This is a genomic window from Variovorax sp. 10L426 (genome assembly GCF_056395305.1).
The window spans coordinates 60,266-77,100 of sequence record NZ_JBFTJF010000013.1; the positions used below are offsets into that span (position 1 = coordinate 60,266).

The 16,835-nt window shown below is 66.0% G+C and carries 14 protein-coding genes; 8 read left to right on the top strand and 6 right to left on the bottom strand.

Translation table 11 applies throughout. The features are described from left to right. The first annotated feature begins 86 nt into the window (after nucleotides 1–86). Nucleotides 87–338: a DUF1127 domain-containing protein gene (locus AC1DHL_RS19290; protein ID WP_478104237.1), complete on the top strand. Its 252-nt coding sequence runs from the start codon at nucleotides 87–89 to the stop codon at nucleotides 336–338. Here the strand turns inward: AC1DHL_RS19290 and treF are convergent. Genes treF through AC1DHL_RS19305 form a run of 3 tightly spaced genes read right to left on the bottom strand, consistent with a single transcriptional unit; the run spans nucleotide 256 to nucleotide 4,381 of the window. Then, nucleotides 256–1,938 (bottom strand): alpha,alpha-trehalase TreF, encoded by a 1,683-nt coding sequence (gene treF / locus AC1DHL_RS19295; protein WP_478163016.1) that lies wholly within the window; start codon nucleotides 1,936–1,938, stop codon nucleotides 256–258. The two genes, AC1DHL_RS19290 and treF, sit on opposite strands and share 83 nt — an antisense overlap. After that, complete coding sequence (locus AC1DHL_RS19300; RefSeq protein WP_478163017.1) at nucleotides 1,935–3,182, bottom strand: CaiB/BaiF CoA transferase family protein; 1,248 nt, start codon at nucleotides 3,180–3,182, stop codon at nucleotides 1,935–1,937. The genes treF and AC1DHL_RS19300 overlap by 4 nt, the downstream gene beginning before the upstream one ends. Next, on the bottom strand, nucleotides 3,182–4,381 hold the full coding sequence (locus AC1DHL_RS19305) for an acyl-CoA dehydrogenase (RefSeq protein WP_478163018.1): 1,200 nt from the start codon (nucleotides 4,379–4,381) through the stop codon (nucleotides 3,182–3,184). The genes AC1DHL_RS19300 and AC1DHL_RS19305 overlap by 1 nt, the downstream gene beginning before the upstream one ends. Before the next feature lie 175 nt (nucleotides 4,382–4,556). Between AC1DHL_RS19305 and AC1DHL_RS19310 the strand changes: the two genes are divergently transcribed. Then, nucleotides 4,557–5,477 carry a LysR substrate-binding domain-containing protein gene (locus AC1DHL_RS19310; RefSeq protein WP_478163019.1) on the top strand — a complete coding sequence of 307 codons (921 nt, stop codon included), beginning with the start codon at nucleotides 4,557–4,559 and terminating at the stop codon, nucleotides 5,475–5,477. On the opposite strand, the gene AC1DHL_RS19315 is transcribed toward AC1DHL_RS19310, so the two are convergent. Continuing rightward, nucleotides 5,413–6,144 carry a TetR/AcrR family transcriptional regulator gene (locus AC1DHL_RS19315; protein ID WP_478163020.1) on the bottom strand — a complete coding sequence of 244 codons (732 nt, stop codon included), beginning with the start codon at nucleotides 6,142–6,144 and terminating at the stop codon, nucleotides 5,413–5,415. The genes AC1DHL_RS19310 and AC1DHL_RS19315 overlap by 65 nt on opposite strands. A 136-nt stretch (nucleotides 6,145–6,280) precedes the next feature. On the opposite strand from AC1DHL_RS19315, the gene AC1DHL_RS19320 reads away from it, so the two are divergent. The 5 genes from AC1DHL_RS19320 (at nucleotide 6,281) to AC1DHL_RS19340 (ending at nucleotide 13,138) form a co-directional block, all read left to right on the top strand. Next, entirely contained in the window at nucleotides 6,281–7,303 is a 1,023-nt protein-coding gene (locus AC1DHL_RS19320; protein WP_478163021.1) for an HlyD family secretion protein, read from the top strand. Beyond that, complete coding sequence (locus tag AC1DHL_RS19325; protein ID WP_478163022.1) at nucleotides 7,303–9,108, top strand: ATP-binding cassette domain-containing protein; 1,806 nt, start codon at nucleotides 7,303–7,305, stop codon at nucleotides 9,106–9,108. The genes AC1DHL_RS19320 and AC1DHL_RS19325 overlap by 1 nt, the downstream gene beginning before the upstream one ends. Next, entirely contained in the window at nucleotides 9,105–10,259 is a 1,155-nt protein-coding gene (locus tag AC1DHL_RS19330) for an ABC transporter permease (protein WP_478163023.1), read from the top strand. Before AC1DHL_RS19325 ends, AC1DHL_RS19330 begins: the two co-directional genes overlap by 4 nt. Nucleotides 10,260–10,264: 5 nt before the next feature. Next, nucleotides 10,265–11,395 carry an ABC transporter permease gene (locus tag AC1DHL_RS19335; RefSeq protein WP_478104224.1) on the top strand — a complete coding sequence of 377 codons (1,131 nt, stop codon included), beginning with the start codon at nucleotides 10,265–10,267 and terminating at the stop codon, nucleotides 11,393–11,395. Nucleotides 11,396–11,629: 234 nt separating this feature from the next. Continuing rightward, a complete protein-coding gene (locus AC1DHL_RS19340) occupies nucleotides 11,630–13,138 on the top strand; it encodes an efflux transporter outer membrane subunit (protein WP_478163024.1) in 1,509 nt (502 codons plus the stop codon). Nucleotides 13,139–13,156: 18 nt separating this feature from the next. Here AC1DHL_RS19340 and AC1DHL_RS19345 read toward each other — a convergent pair whose 3' ends face one another. Both AC1DHL_RS19345 and msrB read right to left on the bottom strand, forming a co-directional pair. Further along, complete coding sequence (locus AC1DHL_RS19345) at nucleotides 13,157–14,980, bottom strand: cytochrome c biogenesis protein DipZ (protein WP_478163025.1); 1,824 nt, start codon at nucleotides 14,978–14,980, stop codon at nucleotides 13,157–13,159. A 19-nt stretch (nucleotides 14,981–14,999) separates the two neighbouring features. Next, on the bottom strand, nucleotides 15,000–15,506 hold the full coding sequence (gene msrB, locus AC1DHL_RS19350) for a peptide-methionine (R)-S-oxide reductase MsrB (RefSeq protein ID WP_478104221.1): 507 nt from the start codon (nucleotides 15,504–15,506) through the stop codon (nucleotides 15,000–15,002). Between the two features lie 347 nt (nucleotides 15,507–15,853). Here msrB and AC1DHL_RS19355 point away from each other — a divergent pair, with 347 nt between their 5' ends. Next, entirely contained in the window at nucleotides 15,854–16,762 is a 909-nt protein-coding gene (locus AC1DHL_RS19355) for a hypothetical protein (RefSeq protein ID WP_478163026.1), read from the top strand. Nucleotides 16,763–16,835 lie beyond the last annotated feature (73 nt).

Sequence of the window (16,835 nt, forward strand, 5' to 3'; positions counted from 1 at the left end):
GGAAAGCTGATCATAGGCGTTGGAATTCTCAACTTCCACAATCCCGCACAGGCTTGCAAGATGGCATCCCATTCCAGGAGCCATTCATGTCGTCGTCAAAGCCCGCCCTTTTCGTCGTCGTTCTGGAGTCGCTCCGCAACGCGCGGCGTGCGCGGCAGGATCGCCGCCTGCTGCGCGCGATGAGCGAGCGCGAACTGCATGACCTGGGCGTCGGCCGCAGCGAGATTCCGGCGCTGCTGCAGGACCACGCGCCGATCAGCGATGCGTCGGCGCCTTGGAACTGGCGACGCAGGCATGCGCCGTGTGCTGTGGATGCGCCGCAAGCAAGGCGGCGGTGACACCGTTGGTCCAGCCGAAGCCGTCCTGCAACGGGTACTCGCCGCCGTGACCGCCTTCGGTGTCTTCGTGCTCGACGCGGCGCAACGCGTATTTCTCCACCAGCTTGCCTTCACGTTCGTAGATCGCCGCCACAGTCGCGAGCCAGCGTCTGGCAATGGTGCGCGAAAGATCCTCATGCCCATAGGCGGCCAATCCCTGTACCGCCATCCATTGCAAGGCCGCCCAGCCGTTGGGCTGGTCCCACTGCTGGTCGCTGCCGCATTCGGTGGTCGAGAGGCCGCCGTGCGCCAGCAGCCTGCGCGAGACGGTATCGCCCATCGCCTGTCCGTGCGCAGGCTCGGCGGCGCCGACGAACAGGGGAACGACGCTCGCGGCGGTCAGGCAGTCGCGCCGTTCGTCGCGGCGCCAGTCGTAGTCGAAATAGGCGTTGCGGTCCGGGTCCCAGAAGTACCTGGCGATCGCCGCCTTGCGCGCTTCAGCCCGCTGTGCAAAGGCCCGTTGAGTCGCGGCGTCCCCCGCCTGTTCGGACAGCGCTGCAATCATCGCCTCCAGTTTGTAGAGCAAGGCATTGAGGTCCACCGGAAGGATCTCGGTGGTGCAGATGCTCGCCAGCGATGGCGATGATCCGGCGCGGACGTGCGAGCGGCGGCGCTGCCCGTCGCGCGGCGGCGGCGGCGAACGCAGCCAGCGCGTGCTGAAGTCCCAGCCCGATTCGCATGCCGCGCGGATGTCGCGGAAAAGCTCGGACGGATCGCGCTCGCAAGACTGCGCCGTCGTCATGTCTTCGAGCCATGACTCCTCGCGCGGCGTATCGCGCTCGTCCCAGTAGCGATTGAGCAGCGCGCCGTCGGCCATGCGCACCACGCGGCGCGCGCACTGCCCTTCCGCCAGGCCGTCGCTGCCTTTCATCCAGAACGCATGCTCCTTCCGAAGCTGTGGCAGGAAGTCGACCGCGTGCGCGACACCACGCTGCTGCGCCAGCTCGACCATGAGGGCGAACACGGGCGGCTGCGATCGGCTCAGGTAGTAGATGCGATTGCCGTTCGGCACATGGCCGTACGTGTCGATGAGGTAGGCGAAGTTCTCCAGCATGTCGCGCATGAGTTGCGCGTGGCCTTCGTGTTTCTCGCCGTTCAGCCCCAGCAAAGTGAAGTACGAATCCCAATAGTAGATTTCGCGAAAACGTCCGCCCGGCACGATGTAGGCATGGGGAAGTTGCAGCAGCGAAGACCGCGGCGGATGCGCCTGCGGGTGCCGCGTCAATACCGGCCAGAGATCGGCGATGTGTGCGCCGATGGGCTGCCCGGGCACCGAGACGTAGTCGGAAGCTGCCTGCTGGATCACATCGAAATGCGCATGCACGAAGGCGGCGAGATCGAAGCCGGGCTGCGCGGATTGCGCGCGGTAGGCCGCGAGGATGGCCGCCGGGTCCATGCGCGGCGCGCAGTCGACGAAGGTCTTGCTGTCGGCGAAGACGTGGCCCGTCTGGACCGCGACGAAGAGTTCCTCGTAGCGATCCGCCGGCGTCAGCGTGTCGGGCGCGGGCGCGGCGGCCGCACGCGTCGCGCGCTGCGTGCCGGCCGTGCCCGCGTGGTTCACACCACGCCCGCCTCGCGCAGCGCAGCGCGGCGTCTCTCGTCGATGCCCATTTCGGCCAACACCTCGTCGGTGTGCTGCCCCAATGCAGGCGGGGCATTGCGCAGCACCGGCGGTGTGCCCTGCAGACGCACCGGGCTCGCGACGCCGACGATCTGGTCGATGCCGTCGCCCGCATCGCGCGGCAGGCTCACCGCGAGGCCGCGGGCCTTGACCTGTTCGTCTTCGAAGGCCTGAGCGATGTCGTTGATCGGCCCACAAGGGACGGCCTTGTCTTCGAGCAGCGCTATCCATTCCGCGGTGGTGCGCGTTCGCGTCACGACTTCCATCTGCGGAATCAACACCTCGCGGTGTTTCACGCGCAGCGGGTTGGTGGCGTAGCGCGGGTCGCTGGCCCACTCGGCATGGCCGGCGGCTTCGCAGAAGCGCGCGAACTGGCCGTTGTTGCCGATGGCAAGCAGCATCGAGCCATCCTTGGTGCGGAAGTCCTGGTATGGCGCCAGGCTCGGATGGCTGTTGCCCTGGCGCTGCGGCGCAACGCCGGTGTTGAGAAATGCGCTGGCCTGGTTGGCGAGGATCGCCATGCCGACGTCGAGCAGGGCCATGTCGATGTGCTGGCCCTCGCCGGTGCGGTGTCGCACTTCCAGCGCCGCCAGGATCGCCGTGCTGGCATAGACGCCGGTGAAGAGGTCGGTGAGCGCCACACCGACGCGCAGCGGGCCGCCGCCGGGCACATCGTCGGGACGGCCGGTGATGCTCATCATGCCGGTGGTGGCCTGGATCATCAGGTCATAGCCGGCGCGAGAGGCATGCGGGCCGTCGTGGCCGAAGCCGGTCACGCTGCAGTAGATGAGGCGCGGGTTCGCGGCGCGCAGGCTTTCATGGTCGAGCCCGTATTGCTTGAGCCCGCCGGTCTTGAAGTTCTCGACCACGATGTCGCTCTGCGCCGCCATCTGCTTGAGCAGCGCCTGGCCCTCGGGCGTCGCCATGTCGATGGTGACTGAGCGCTTGTTGCGGTTGCAGGCGGTGAAGTAGGTCGCCTGGTGGGTGTCCTTGCCTTCGGCGTCCTTCAGGAAGGGCGGCCCCCAGGTTCGGGTGTCGTCACCGACGCCGGGGCGCTCGATCTTGATGACGTCCGCACCCAGGTCCGCGAGGATCTGGGTGCACCACGGCCCCGCGAGCACGCGGGAGAGGTCCAGGACCTTGAGGCCCGCGAGGGCGCCTTGCGTGGCGGCGGGGGCAGACATCAGTTTGCGAAAGCCGCGATACCGGTCTGGGCGCGACCAAGAATCAGCGCATGGATATCGTGCGTGCCTTCGTAGGTGTTCACCACTTCGAGGTTGACCAGGTGCCGCGCCACGCCGAACTCATCGCTGATGCCGTTGCCGCCCATCATGTCCCGTGCCAGTCGCGCGATGTCCAGCGCCTTGCCGCAGGAGTTGCGCTTGAGCAGCGAGGTCACTTCGACCGACGCGGTGCCCTCATCCTTCATGCGGCCCAGGCGCAGGCAGCCTTGCAGGCCCAGCGTGATCTCCGTCTGCATGTCGGCCAGCTTCTTCTGGATGAGCTGGTTGGCGGCGAGGGGGCGGCCGAACTGCTTGCGTTCGAGCGTGTAGGTGCGTGCACGGTGCCAGCAGTCTTCGGCCGCGCCGAGCGCGCCCCACGAGATGCCGTAGCGAGCGCTGTTGAGGCAGGTGAACGGACCTTTGAGCCCCTGCACTTCGGGGAAGGCGTTCTCTTCCGGGCAGAAAACGTTGTCCATCACGATTTCGCCGGTGATCGAGGCGCGCAGGCCGACCTTGCCGTGAATCGCCGGCGCGCTGAGGCCCTTGGCGCCCTTGTCGAGCACGAAGCCGCGGATCGGGCCGACGGCGCCGGTTTCGCTGACTTCCTTGGCCCAGACCACGAAGACATCGGCGATCGGGCTGTTGCTGATCCACATCTTGGCGCCGCTGAGCGAGTAGCCGCCCGGCACCTTCTTGGCGCGCGTGACCATGCTGCCGGGATCGGAGCCGTGATCGGGCTCGGTCAGACCGAAGCAGCCGATCCATTCGCCGGTGGCGAGCTTGGGCAGGTACTTCTGCTTCTGCGCTTCGGTGCCGAATTCATTGATCGGCACCATCACGAGGGAGCTCTGCACACTCGCCATGGAACGGTAGCCCGAATCCACGCGCTCGACTTCGCGGGCGATCAGGCCGTAGGAGACGTAGTTGAGACCGGGGCCGCCGTACTGCTCGGGGATGGTCGGGCCCAGCAGGCCGAGCGCGCCCATCTCGCGGAAGATCGCCGGATCGGTCTCGCCGTTGCGGAAGCCTTCGAGCACGCGCGGTGCGAGGCGCTCCTGGCAATAGGCGTTGGCGGCATCGCGCACCATGCGCTCTTCGTCCGTGAGCTGTTGATCGAGCAGGAGCGGATCGTCCCAATGAAATGCGGCGTGCTTGGCCATGTGCGTAGTCTCCGAGGGTGAAGTGCTGAGGTTGGGCGTCATCGTAAGCGCGGGGCATCGCGAGCGCAAACGACGATTCGACACCCAGTTATTCGTTTCCTGCACTTCAAAGCACAATACGCCGGCACCGCCTCATTGGCTCCAGCCGTATTCAACTATGTAGGCTTCGCATACCATGCGCCGCAAGATCCCTTCGACCCAGGCCTTGATCTGCTTCGAGGCCGCCGCCCGCCATGAAAGCTACACGCGCGCAGCGCAGGAACTGGCGCTGACCCAGAGCGCCGTGTCGCGCCAGATCACCGCGCTGGAGGACTTCCTGGGGATGGCGCTGTTCCGCCGCACGCGCCACGGCGTCGCGCTCACGCCCGCCGGCGCCGACTACGCCCGCCAGATCGCGCGGCAACTCGACACCATGGAGCGCGACACGCTCGACGCAATGGCGCGGCAGGGCCAGGGCGGGTCACTCCAGCTCGCGGCGGTGCCGACCTTCGCGACGCGCTGGCTGATTCCGCGCCTGCCGGAATTCGCGGCGAAGCATCCGGACATCACGGTGCACATCGAGACGCGCACGCGTCCCTTTCTGTTCAACGACACGCCCTTCGATGCCGCGATCTATGCCGGCACGGCCTCGCAGACGGCCAACTGGGCCGGCACGCAATCCACGGTATTGCTCAACGAGGATGTCGTGCCCGTGTGCAGTCCCGCCCTGCTCGCAGGCCGCAAGCCGCTATCGCCCGCTGCGGTGGCGCGGATGCCGCTGCTGCAACAGAGCACGCGCCCCGACGGCTGGCGCCAGTGGTTCGACGCGCAGCACGTCGACGCGCCGCGTGCCCACAGCGGTCCGCGCTACGAACTGTTCTCGATGCTGGCGATTGCCGCTGCGCACGGCCTCGGCGTGGCCCTGATCCCGCGCATGCTGATCGAGGCGGAATTGGCGCGCGGTGAATTGGTCGTGGCCTGCGACCGGCCATTGCGCGGCGAGCGCAGCTACTACCTGGTGATGCCCGCCACGCAGGACGAACGACCCGCACTCAGGCTTTTTCGCGCGTGGCTGCTCGCGCAGGCGGGCGCTCCCGGCGATCCGGGTTCTTCTTAGCCTTCTCTTTCGTCTTGGCGCTTGTCTGCTGCGCACGCGCCATCGCTTCCAGCCCTGCCATCACGTAGCACATGAGCTCCTCGGGCAGCCCATCGCTTTCTCTTCCAAGCGCCGGCAACAGTTTTTCCGGAATCTCCTTCGGCACGACCATGATGGCGAGACAAGGCAGCAATGCAAAGATCAGCCCGCGCTGAACGGTCGGGTGTTCCGGCGGCAGCCCCATCGCGCTGCTGACCAGCCCCAGCATGAAGCCTGCCTTCGGACGGATGGCCTTCTCGATCAGTGCGGGCATCGCGGTCGACGGCGTCATGACCTCACGCAGCACAACGCGAAATCCCCACGGCGCTGCAGCACGCGTCGCGAGCCGGACGAGATGCTTGAGCACCGTGCGCAGCTTCAACACCGGGTCGTCGATGTCTCCCGCTACCGCCACCAGGTCCTCGAGGCCGACCACCTGCTGATGCGCCGCGATGAGCACAGCTTCGTACAAGCCGTCGCGGCTGCCGAAGTGATAGTTGACCGACGCCAGCGGCGTGCCGGCGCGCTCGCAGATTTCCTTGCTGGTGGCCTCGGCGTACCCGCGTTCGGCAAAGACCTGCCCCGCGGTTTCGATCAGAAGCAGGCGCGTCGCGTCGCCGTCGGGCCGCGGCGCACGCCTGGCAGGCATCGTGGATCGCTTCTTCGCTGTCGCTCGCATCTGGTAACCCTGAGCACAATATGGCAGTTTGAATTGGAATTCAAATTCGATATGATCGAGTCTACTTCATCGACTGCAGACCGTCACGGGGGCCGCAAGAGAGACCATGAACAAGAAGCCGATCATCGTGGGCGCCATCGTCCTGCTCGTGGGCGCCGCTTTCGCCGCGTGGTACTTCAACCGCCAGCCGTCCGATCCGCACAAGCTCGTGCTGTACGGCAACGTCGACCTTCGACAGGTGTCGCTCGCCTTCAACGGCAGCGAGCGCATCGCCCGGCTGAACGTGCAGGAAGGCGATCGCGTCAAGGCCGGCCAGGTGCTCGGCGAGCTCGACACACGCACGCTGCAACTGCAGGCCGCGCAGGCCGAGGCGCAGATCGCCGCGCAGACGCAGGTGCTGCAACGGTTGAAGACCGGCAGCCGGCCGGAGGAAATCGCCCAGTCCCGCGCCCAGGTCGCCGCCGCTCAGGCCGATGCCGAACTGGCTCGGCAGCAGCTCGAGCGCCTGCAATCCATCCGCCAGACCACCGCGGGCCGTGCCGTGAGCCAGCAGGATCTCGATGCCGCCCAGGCTCGCCAGAAAGTCGCGCAAGCCCAGCTCGAGAACGCACGCAAGGCGCAGCAGCTCGTCGTGACCGGACCACGCAAGGAAGACATCGCGCAGGCGCAGGCGCAACTCGACGTCGCGGTCGCGGCCCTCGCGGTGCTCAAGCACCAGCTCCAGGAAGCACAACTCAAGGCGCCGATTGACGCCGTGGTGCGTGCGCGGCTGATGGAACCGGGCGACATGGCATCACCGCAGCGCCCGGTCTTCACGCTCGCCATCACGGATCCCAAATGGGTCCGCGCCTACGTGACGGAAGCCGACCTCGGTCACATCAGGCCCGGGATGGTGGCGACGCTGAGCACCGACAGCCATCCGGGCCAGCCCTTGCAGGGCAAGGTCGGCTACATCTCCTCGGTTGCGGAGTTCACTCCCAAGACCGTGCAGACCGAGGAACTGCGCAGCAGCCTCGTCTACGAGATCCGCGTGCTGGCCGACGACCCCGATGACCGCCTGCGGCTCGGCATGCCGGTCACTGTGCGCCTTGCGCTCGACGGCAGCGCCGACGCGGGGAGCAAGCCCTGATGGAAGCCGCCGCGCCAGCGCTTGCGGGTCGCGGCCTGCACAAGCGCTTCGAGGTCAAGGGGGCGCCTGAAACGGTCCGCGCGCTCGACGACGTCTCGCTCGAAGTGCCATCCGGCAAGCTCACCGCGCTGGTCGGCCCCGACGGCGCGGGCAAGACCACGCTGCTGCGCCTCGCCGCCGGCCTGATGCGCGCCGACCAGGGATCGATGGACGTGCTCGGCATCGACGTGGCGAAGGATCCTCAATCGGTTCAGGACCGAATCAGCTACATGCCGCAGCGCTTCGGCCTCTATGAAGACCTGAGCGTGCAGGAGAACCTCGACCTTTATGCGGATCTGCACGGTGTGAGCAAGGCGCAGCGGCGCGAACGCTACGCGCGCCTGATGGAAATGACCGACCTGGGCCGATTCACGTCGCGCCTCGCCGGCAAGCTCTCGGGCGGCATGAAACAGAAGCTCGGCCTCGCCTGCACGCTGGTGCGCTCGCCCGCCCTGCTGCTGCTCGACGAGCCTACGGTCGGCGTCGATCCGCTCTCGCGGCGCGAACTGTGGGAGATCGTGCAGGAGTTGGTCGACGACGAGCACCTGTCGGTCATCGTGAGCACCGCCTACCTCGACGAGGCCGAGCGCTGCGCGCAAGTCTTCGTGCTGCAAGGCGGCAAGCTGATCGCGCAAGGCGCACCCGCGCAAATACGCGACAACGCGAAGGACCTCTGCTACGTCACGACACCGCCTCGCGGCACGGCCCCGCGCACCTTGCAGGCCCGTTTGCTCGATGCGCCCGCGTCGATCATCGATGCCGTTCCGCAAGGCGGCGAAGTGCGATTCATCCGTCGGCCCGACGCAGATGCCGAGTCCGTGAGGACGCTGCTCGACGGCGCGCCCGCAGAGCCCGTGCCCGCGCGTCTCGAAGACGGCTTCATGGTGCTGCTGCGCGCGCAACAAAAGGCCACGACCGATACGACCGATACGACCGCAACCACCGCACACGCAGCCACCGAAACCGCACCCCCCTCCGCCGACACCCAGGAAGTCGTCATCCAGGTGAAGGACCTCGTTCGCAAGTTCGGCGACTTCACCGCCGTCGCGAGCACCAGTTTCGACGTGCGGCGTGGCGAGATCTTCGGGCTGCTCGGTCCCAACGGCGCGGGCAAGACGACCACTTTCCGCATGCTCTGCGGACTGCTGCCGGCCAGCAGCGGTTTCCTGCAAGTGGCCGGCATGAACCTGCGCACCGCGCGCGCGCAGGCTCGCGGAAGAATCGGCTACGTCTCGCAGAAGTTTGCGCTCTACGGCAACCTCACCGTCGCCGAGAATCTGCAGTTCTTCGGCGGCGCCTACGGATTGCGCGGCGAGCGCCTGCGCGAGCGCATGCAGACTGTGCTGCAACAGTTCGACCTGCTCGGCCAGGAACACGCGACCAGCGGCCAGTTGCCCGGCGGTTTCAAGCAGCGCCTCGCCATGGCCACCGGCCTGCTCCACGAGCCGGAGATCCTCTTCCTCGACGAGCCCACCAGCGGCACTGATCCGCTGGCGCGGCGCGACTTCTGGCGCCGCATCACCGCGCTGGCCGAGGCGGGCGTCACGGTGATCATCACCACTCACTTCATGGAAGAGGCGGAGTATTGCGACCGCATCGTGATCCAGGATGCGGGCAAGCTGCTTGCCATCGGAACACCGCAGCAAGTGCGCGTGCAGGCCGGCAGCGCGCCGGACAGCCGTCTCAGCATGGAGGAGGCCTTCATCGACATCGTCACGCAAGCGCGCGGCACTGCGGCTGCGCCGGCGCACGGAGCACCGGCATGACGACGCCCGCGCCGGCCACCGCGACGCACAGCCGCTTCTGGCAACGGTTGATCGCGCTCACGCGCAAGGAGACGCGGCAACTCGTGCGCGATCCGAGCAGCCTCGCCATCGGCATCCTGCTGCCCATCATCCTCATCCTCATCTTCGGCTACGGGCTCTCGCTCGACGTGAAGAACGCGCCGATGGCCGTGGTGCTCGAAGACACCTCGCCCACCGCCGCGCAGGCCGTGGCCGGGCTCCAGCTCACGCCCTACATCTCGCCCGTCATGCTCACCTCCATGCACGAGGCCGAAGCGCTGATGGGCCAGCGCAAGGTCGACGGCATCGTGCGCGTGCCCGCGGACTTCTCGCGTCGGCTCGCAGCCGGCGACGCAAGCATCCAGGTGATCGTGCACGGCGCCGATGCGAACAAGGCCGGCATCGTGCTGCGCTACGCGAGCGCCGCCCTCGCGCAGAACGCGCTGCGCCTCGCCGAACGAAGCCCCGGCGCGACATCCGGCGTCGGCTCGGTGACCATCGAACAACGACTCTGGTTCAACAGCGCCAACACCAGCACCTGGTATCTGGTGCCGGGCCTGATCGTGCTCATCATGACGCTGGTCGGCGCGTTTCTCACGGCGCTGGTGATGGCGCGCGAATGGGAACGCGGCACGCTGGAAGCGCTGTTCGTCACGCCGGTTCGGCCGGTGGAGATCCTGTTGGCGAAGATCATTCCGTACTTCGGCATCGGCATGGTCGGGCTGCTGCTGTGCCTCGTCGCGGCGCGCTTCCTCTTCGAGGTGCCGATGTACGGATCACTGGCCGCCATCGTCGTCAGCGCGATGCTGTACCTGCTGGTGGCGGTGGGCGTGGGCCTCGTCATATCGTCCGTCACGCGCAACCAGTTTCTCGCGAGCCAGGTCGCGCTGATTTCGAGCTTCCTTCCGTCGCTGATGCTGTCGGGCTTTCTCTTCGACCTGCGCAACGTGCCGACCGTCATACGCATCGTAGGCCACGCGCTGCCGGCGACCTATTTCATGGAGCTGGTCCGCACCCTCTTCCTCGCGGGCAACGTGTGGTCGCTGATTTTCAGGAACTGCGCGATCCTCATTGCCTACGCGGTGGTGCTGCTGACCGTCGCACGCCTCGTCACGCGCAAAAGTCTTGACTGAAGATCATGAACGGCTCATTCCTCGACTTCGTACGGCGCGTCGCCCACCTCTGCCGCAAGGAATTGCTGGCGATCCTCAAGGATCCTTCCAGCCGCGTGATCCTGATCGTGCCGGCGCTGATGCAAAGCCTGCTCTTCGGCTATGCCGCGACCTATGACCTGAGCCACGTCGACTACGCCCTGCTCGACCAGAGCCACAGCGGCGCATCGACCGCGCTCATCGCCAAGCTCGACGGCACAGGCGTCTTCCACCGTGCCGCAACGCTCACGTCGCCGAACGAGATCGCGCCCATCGTCAACGCACAGGATGCGCTGGTTGTGATCCAGATCGGCCCGCAGTTCGAACAGCAGCTCAACGCGGGCGAGCAGGCGCCGATCCAGGTCATCATCGATGCGCGCAACTCCAACACCGCGGGCTCGGCGTCGGGCTTCGTCAATTCGGTTGTGACGGCCTTCAACGACGAATGGCGCCAGCGGCACGGCGGTCTTCAAGCACCCGTGTCGATCGAGTCGCGCGCGTGGTTCAACCCCAATCTGGAGACGCGCTGGAACTTCATGCCCGGCATGATCGCCGCGCTCAGCATGATCCAGACGCTGCTTCTGACCGCGCTCTCGGTGGCACGCGAGCGGGAGCAAGGCACCTTCGACCAACTGCTCGTGACGCCGCTGTCACCCACCGAGATCATGATCGGCAAGGCCATTCCGCCGGTGATGATCGGGCTCACGCAGTCCACCCTCGTGCTGCTCATCACGCTGCTGTGGTTCAGGGTGCCGATGGCGGGCTCCTTCGTCACGCTCTACATCGGGCTGTCGTTCTTCACCATCGCGAGCGTGGGCATCGGGCTGTCGATCTCGGCGGTGTCGGCCAACATGCAGCAGGCCATGCTCTACACCTTCGTGCTGATCATGCCGATGATGCTGCTGTCGGGCCTGACCACGCCCGTGAGCAACATGCCGCGCGTGCTACAGATCGCGACGCTGGCCAATCCGCTGCGCTTTGCCATCGACCTCGTGCAGCGCGTCTATCTGGAAGGCGTCGGGCTGATGGCCGTCTGGCACAACCTGGTTCCGCTTTTCGTCATCGCGGCCATCACGCTGCCGCTGGCCGCATGGCTGTTCCGCCATCGACTGGTATGACTCGCCCCCAGGTTGGCTCACTTCGTGTAGCCGCCCACCCCCTGCCGGGGGCAATCCCGGCGGCCCGGCGAAGCCGGTTCCGCGGGGGTCAAAGCTCTCCCCCAGCCTCGCCCACTTCGTGTGGCTCGGGCACCCCCTTCCGGGGGCAATCCCAGCGGCCCGGCGAAGCCGGTTCCGCGGGATTCCTGGAATCGGGCGTGCTGCGCCCGTCTCGATGCTGTTGAAAGGCAAACCATGAAGACTTCGCTTTACTCCCGTCATGGCATGACATGCCTGGTCGCCATGCTTGTTGCCGCATCCCTCTCCGGTTGCGCCGTCGGGCCCGACTTCAAGCCGCAGACGCCCGAAGCGCCTGCGAATTTTTCCGAATGGCACGGCGGGTCGCCGGAGTTGATCGACCCGCAGCTCAGCAAGCCCTCTGTCGCGGCGGCACCTGTCGGCTGGTCGGTGTTCGGTGATCCGGTGCTCGACGCACTGGAAGCGCGCGCGCTCGGCGCCAATCAGGACTTGCAGACTGCCGCCCTTCGCTTCGCGCAAAGTCGCGCGCAGCTGGCGGTTGTCGATTCGCAAAAGGGCATCCAGGTGAACGCCAACGCCGCCGCGACACGGCTGCGCGCGAGCGAGGACGGCGAAACGACGCGGCTGCTCGACGCGCTGGGTCCGGTCAATCGCGAACAATTGATCCGGGTGCTCAGCGAGCCGCACAACTTCTATCAGGCCGGCTTCGATGCGTCCTGGGAGCTGGACCTTTGGGGCCGTGTGCGGCGCGCGGTGGAGAGTGCCGACGCCAATGTCGCAGCTTCGCACGCGATGCTCTCGCAAGTGCAGCTCAGCGTGCAGGCCGAGGTGGCGCGCCACTACTTCGAGCTGCGCGCGGCGCAGCGGCAGATCCGGCTGGCGCGCAGCGACATCGCGGCGGCAGAAGAAACGCTGGAGCTCGTCAAGGCCCGCGCCGACGCCGGCCTGACGACGGACCTCGACACGACGCGCCAGAGCGCGCAAGCCGCCGACCTGCGCTCGCATCTGCCGCCACTCCTCGCGCAGGAGGCGCAGGCCGTCAACCAGATCACGCTGCTGCTTGGCGAACGTCCCGGCGCGCTTCGCGCCCAACTGGCACCGCAGGCCGATGTGATGAAGGCGGCGGCACTGCCCGATCTTTCGCTGGGACTGCCATCGGAAGTGGCGCTGCGCCGGCCCGACATCCAGATCGCAGAGGCCCAACTGCATGCGGCCACCGCGAACATCGGCGTCGCGGTTGCGGATCTGTATCCGCGCATCACGCTGGGTGCGAGCTTCGGCTTCCAGGCGGTGGACAACGGCAGCTTCGGCGAGTGGGGAAGCCGCCAGTGGTCGATCGGGCCGAGCCTGCAGCTCCCGATCTTCGACAACGGCCGTCGACGCTCGACCATCACCGTGCGCGAGTTGCAGCAGCAGGAGGCCGCCGTCGCCTACCAGCAGACTGTGCTCAAGGCATGGCACGAGATCGACGACGCACTGAGCGCCTACACGGCGGAGCGTCAGCGCAATACGCAACTGGCGGTGAGGGAGCGCAGCAGCCGCGATGCGTTGCAGCTTGCGCAGGTGCGCTACGACCATGGGCTCACCGATTTTCTGGTGCAGCTCGATGCGCAACGCACGTGGTTGCAGGCGCAAAGGGACTACACGGAGAGCACGAGCCGGTTGGCGTTGGGGTTGGTGGCTGTGTCGAAGGCGTTGGGTGGCGCGGGAGATGGCGGAGGCTGACCTTGCGCAGGTCCGACCTCATCCGAATGTGAACGCAAACGCTTCCGCGCCGGGGTCGAGGAATTCGATGTCGAAGCGGCGGTTCGTCACACTACCTTGCTGGCGCACAAGTTGGTAGAGGCGTTGTTCGGCCACGATGCCGTTTCCCTGCGCGTCGACGTCCGCGCCGTGGTCGGCGCCCGGCTGCTTGCCGTCGATCAGGATGCGGAAACGGACAGGCTTGCCATCCTTGCCCGGCCCCAACACCAGGTGCAGATCGCGCGCATGGAATTGATAGCTGATGCGGCCGCCGCTGCGATCGAGCACGGCGCTTTGTCCGCCGACTTCCCATTCGCCGGCCAGCGCCCACTGGTTCGACTTCAAATTGGGCTGCGTCGAGTACGTACTCACCTTGTCACGCGTGAAGCCACCCGAAGACGCGAAATTCTCTGCACGCTCGTAGCCGAGGTAGGTTTCCGGCGACTGGACATTGGCCTCGTCGGGAGCCGCCTGAGCGCCGGTGGCGTTCACCTTCACGAGGTCGCCCGGCACCACGCTCGACCCGGCTTCAGCCAGCAACTGCTGAATGACTTGCTCGGACTTGTCGTACTCGCCCTCGCCAAAATGGTGATGTCGGATATTGCCCTTCGCGTCGATGAAATAGTGGGCCGGCCAGTACTGGTTGTTGAACGCGCGCCAGATCGCATAGTCGTTGTCGATGGCGACCGGATAGTCGACCTTCAGCTCCTTCACGGCCTTCTTGACGTTGCCGACGTCCTTCTCGAACGCGAACTCCGGTGCGTGCACGCCGATGACCACCAGGCCCTTGTCCCTGTACTTATCCGACCACGCACGCAGGTAGGGCAGCGCGCGCAGGCAGTTGATGCACGAGTAGGTCCAGAAGTCGACCAGCACGACCTTGCCGCGCAGTTGCTCGGTTGTCAGCGGTTCCGAGTTGAGCCACTGCACGGCGCCGTCCAGCGGTGGCATCACGCCCTCTGCGGGAAGATCGGCAGCGCCCGCGGTCTTCATCACCTGCCCAGACGACATCATGGCGTTCGAGCCGCTCATCATCACCGTCGAGTCCGTGCCGGTGACCACGTCGGATTCGGTGGGCGCTGCACTCGGCGCGGGTCGCACCTTGTCGACGAGCGCCTGCTCCAACCTGGAGGTGCTTGCCAGCGACACCTGCGCCAACACCCCGGTATCCAGCCCGAGCGCAATCGCAACCACGCCGCAGAGCAATGCCGCGCCAATACCGCGGCGAATCCATTCGCCAGCGCCCAGTGACCGCTTCATCGCCTGGAAGAGACGACCACCGATGAGCAGCGCACCTGCCAGCGATGTTGCAGCGCCTGCCGCATAGGCAAGCAGCAGCAGCGATGTCTGTGCACTTGCGCCGTTGAGCGCCGCGCCGGTCAGCACCAGGCCGAGGATCGGACCCGCGCACGGAGCCCAGAGCAAACCGGTGGCGACACCCAGGAGCAGGGAGGGGACGATGGATGAAGAGCCACCCTCCGATGCGCCACGGGACGCGGACGCGGACAGCCGGGATCCCCAGGCGACCAACGGGCGCGTCGCATGCTCCGCCAACTGCGGAAACAGCAGCATGAGCCCGAATGCCGCCATCAACACGATCGCCACCCAGCGCCCGTACTGGTTGGCCTGCACGGCCCATCCGCCACCGACTGCGGCCAGCGACGCGACGGCCGCAAAGGTCAACGCCATTCCCACCAGAAGCGGCAGACCACTCTTCAGGAAGGGCTGATCGCCCCGCGCGAACACGAACGGAAGGACCGGAAGAATGCAGGGGCTGAGGATGGTCAGCACACCGCCCAGGTAAGCGACGAGGAACAGGACCACGGCGTTTCGCTTTGACCGATCAGGCCGCACCCGGCGTGAACTTGAGCGCCAGGCCGTTCATGCAGTACCGCAGTCCGGTTGGCTTCGGGCCGTCATCGAAGACGTGGCCCAAGTGCCCTCCGCAGCGGCGGCAATGCACCTCCGTGCGAACCATGCCGAACGTCTTGTCCTGGGTCTCTCCGACGGCGTTCGGCAAAGGCTGCCAGAAGCTCGGCCAGCCTGTCCTGCTGTCGAATTTCGTCTTCGAGGAAAACGCGTCGAGGCTGCAACCCGCACACGAGAAGATGCCTTCGCGGTGTTCGTCGTTCAGTGGACTGGAATACGGACGCTCGGTGCCCTCCTTGCGCAAGACTTCGTACTGATTGGGCGTCAAGAGCTTGCGCCACTCTTCGTCGGTGTGGGTCACTTCGAATTTGCCCTCCGCGGCCACCGCGAGCCGCGGAGTCCAGCCGAGTGCGTTGGCAATGGCCAAGCCCAGCGTGGATGTACCCGCAACGAGGGCAAAGCGTCTTCCGTGGGTGGTCATGGCAAGTCCCTTTCTAGGATTTGGACGAAAGCATCTGCGAGGTAGTTCGGATGCGATCGTCCGGCGGTTACAGCCGTCGCGGCCAATTGCATGGCCGCTTCCACCGCAGCAGTGTCGTAGTACTCCATGAAGTCGACTTCAAGAGGTTTCAGAGAACCGCCTACACACCTTGGCTGGTTGCGCCCTCATGATGCTCCAGCCCCACTGCTGGTTCAACTCTTGCTTCGGCCCAACCGTCGCGCGACCATGGGTTCGCTTGTGAGTCGGGTTTCGGTCAGATACATTCGTTTGAAACACAGTGACGACATCATCGACGGGGCCCCAATGAACTTTGATGGCACGGACAAGTGAAACACTACGCTCTCGTTCATCTCGAGTACGGCTCTCACAGCCGTGAGTTGTCCATGGCGTTGCTGGCCAAGTTTCGCCAGACGCTGGAATCGCACGGCAATCAGGTGTCGCTGTTGATCGTCGACAACAGCAGGCGCGAGGGAGAAGAGCGCTACACCGGCCATGGATTCGAGGCCGTGCGCGTCGCTGCGGGAGACAACTCCAACCGGGAGTTCAGCGGATGGGATGCGGGCGTGGCGGATGTGCTGTCGCGAGGCAAGGCGCCTGACGTCTGGATCTTCACCAATGACACGGTGGCGAGTCGCCACGGCTGGAGCAATCAGCGCGCCGCCCGCTTCTGCCTCGAAGCCGAATGGCTGAGTCCGCATGTCGGACCCTGGATGCTCGGCGAAGTCACCGATTGCGCGAGACCCGGGGAGACGCCGCTGGGTCCGATGCTGCAGTGGATATCGACCTATGCCTTTGCGATGAACCACACGCTGCTTCAACGTTTGGGCACGCTTTCGCCGGGCAATGAATTGCTGGATTCCTTCTTCTATGACAGCTATGAGCCGGCGCACAAATTGTTCCGGGACCACCTCGATCCGGACTTCTTCGGCGGCGCACAGGCCTGGTTGATCGCGGACCCGGAAGAGTCCGCCGAGCGGGCTCGCAAGTACAAGTGGGCGCACGCTTGGCACGGCGCAACGGAGCTGAATGCGGACACATTCGACGCCCTGCGCGCAAAGATGCGCTGCGTGATGTCGGAGACCTTCCTGAGCCAGCGCGCACGGCAAGCCGGCGCGGAATTCAGGTCTCCCTACGACGCTTCCAACGGCCGCGCGCGCATTCGCCGGACGGCGCACTACATCCTGGACAAGATCTCCGAAAAGCTCATTCTTCGTCGAATGCGGCGAACCACGTAGGCCCCGGGGACGCGTACAACTCTTTTTCTCGATGGCGACCCGAATCTGATGCGACAGATTTCGGATCGCCATT

Coding starts and splice junctions, on each gene's coding strand:
- AC1DHL_RS19290 (WP_478104237.1), top strand. CDS start 87: ATGTCGTCGTCAAAGCCCGCCCTTTTCGTCGTCGTTCTGGAGTCGCTC.
- AC1DHL_RS19300 (WP_478163017.1), bottom strand. CDS start 3,182: ATGTCTGCCCCCGCCGCCACGCAAGGCGCCCTCGCGGGCCTCAAGGTC.
- AC1DHL_RS19305 (WP_478163018.1), bottom strand. CDS start 4,381: ATGGCCAAGCACGCCGCATTTCATTGGGACGATCCGCTCCTGCTCGAT.
- AC1DHL_RS19310 (WP_478163019.1), top strand. CDS start 4,557: ATGCGCCGCAAGATCCCTTCGACCCAGGCCTTGATCTGCTTCGAGGCC.
- AC1DHL_RS19315 (WP_478163020.1), bottom strand. CDS start 6,144: ATGCCTGCCAGGCGTGCGCCGCGGCCCGACGGCGACGCGACGCGCCTG.
- AC1DHL_RS19320 (WP_478163021.1), top strand. CDS start 6,281: ATGAACAAGAAGCCGATCATCGTGGGCGCCATCGTCCTGCTCGTGGGC.
- AC1DHL_RS19325 (WP_478163022.1), top strand. CDS start 7,303: ATGGAAGCCGCCGCGCCAGCGCTTGCGGGTCGCGGCCTGCACAAGCGC.
- AC1DHL_RS19330 (WP_478163023.1), top strand. CDS start 9,105: ATGACGACGCCCGCGCCGGCCACCGCGACGCACAGCCGCTTCTGGCAA.
- AC1DHL_RS19335 (WP_478104224.1), top strand. CDS start 10,265: ATGAACGGCTCATTCCTCGACTTCGTACGGCGCGTCGCCCACCTCTGC.
- AC1DHL_RS19340 (WP_478163024.1), top strand. CDS start 11,630: ATGAAGACTTCGCTTTACTCCCGTCATGGCATGACATGCCTGGTCGCC.
- msrB (WP_478104221.1), bottom strand. CDS start 15,506: ATGACCACCCACGGAAGACGCTTTGCCCTCGTTGCGGGTACATCCACG.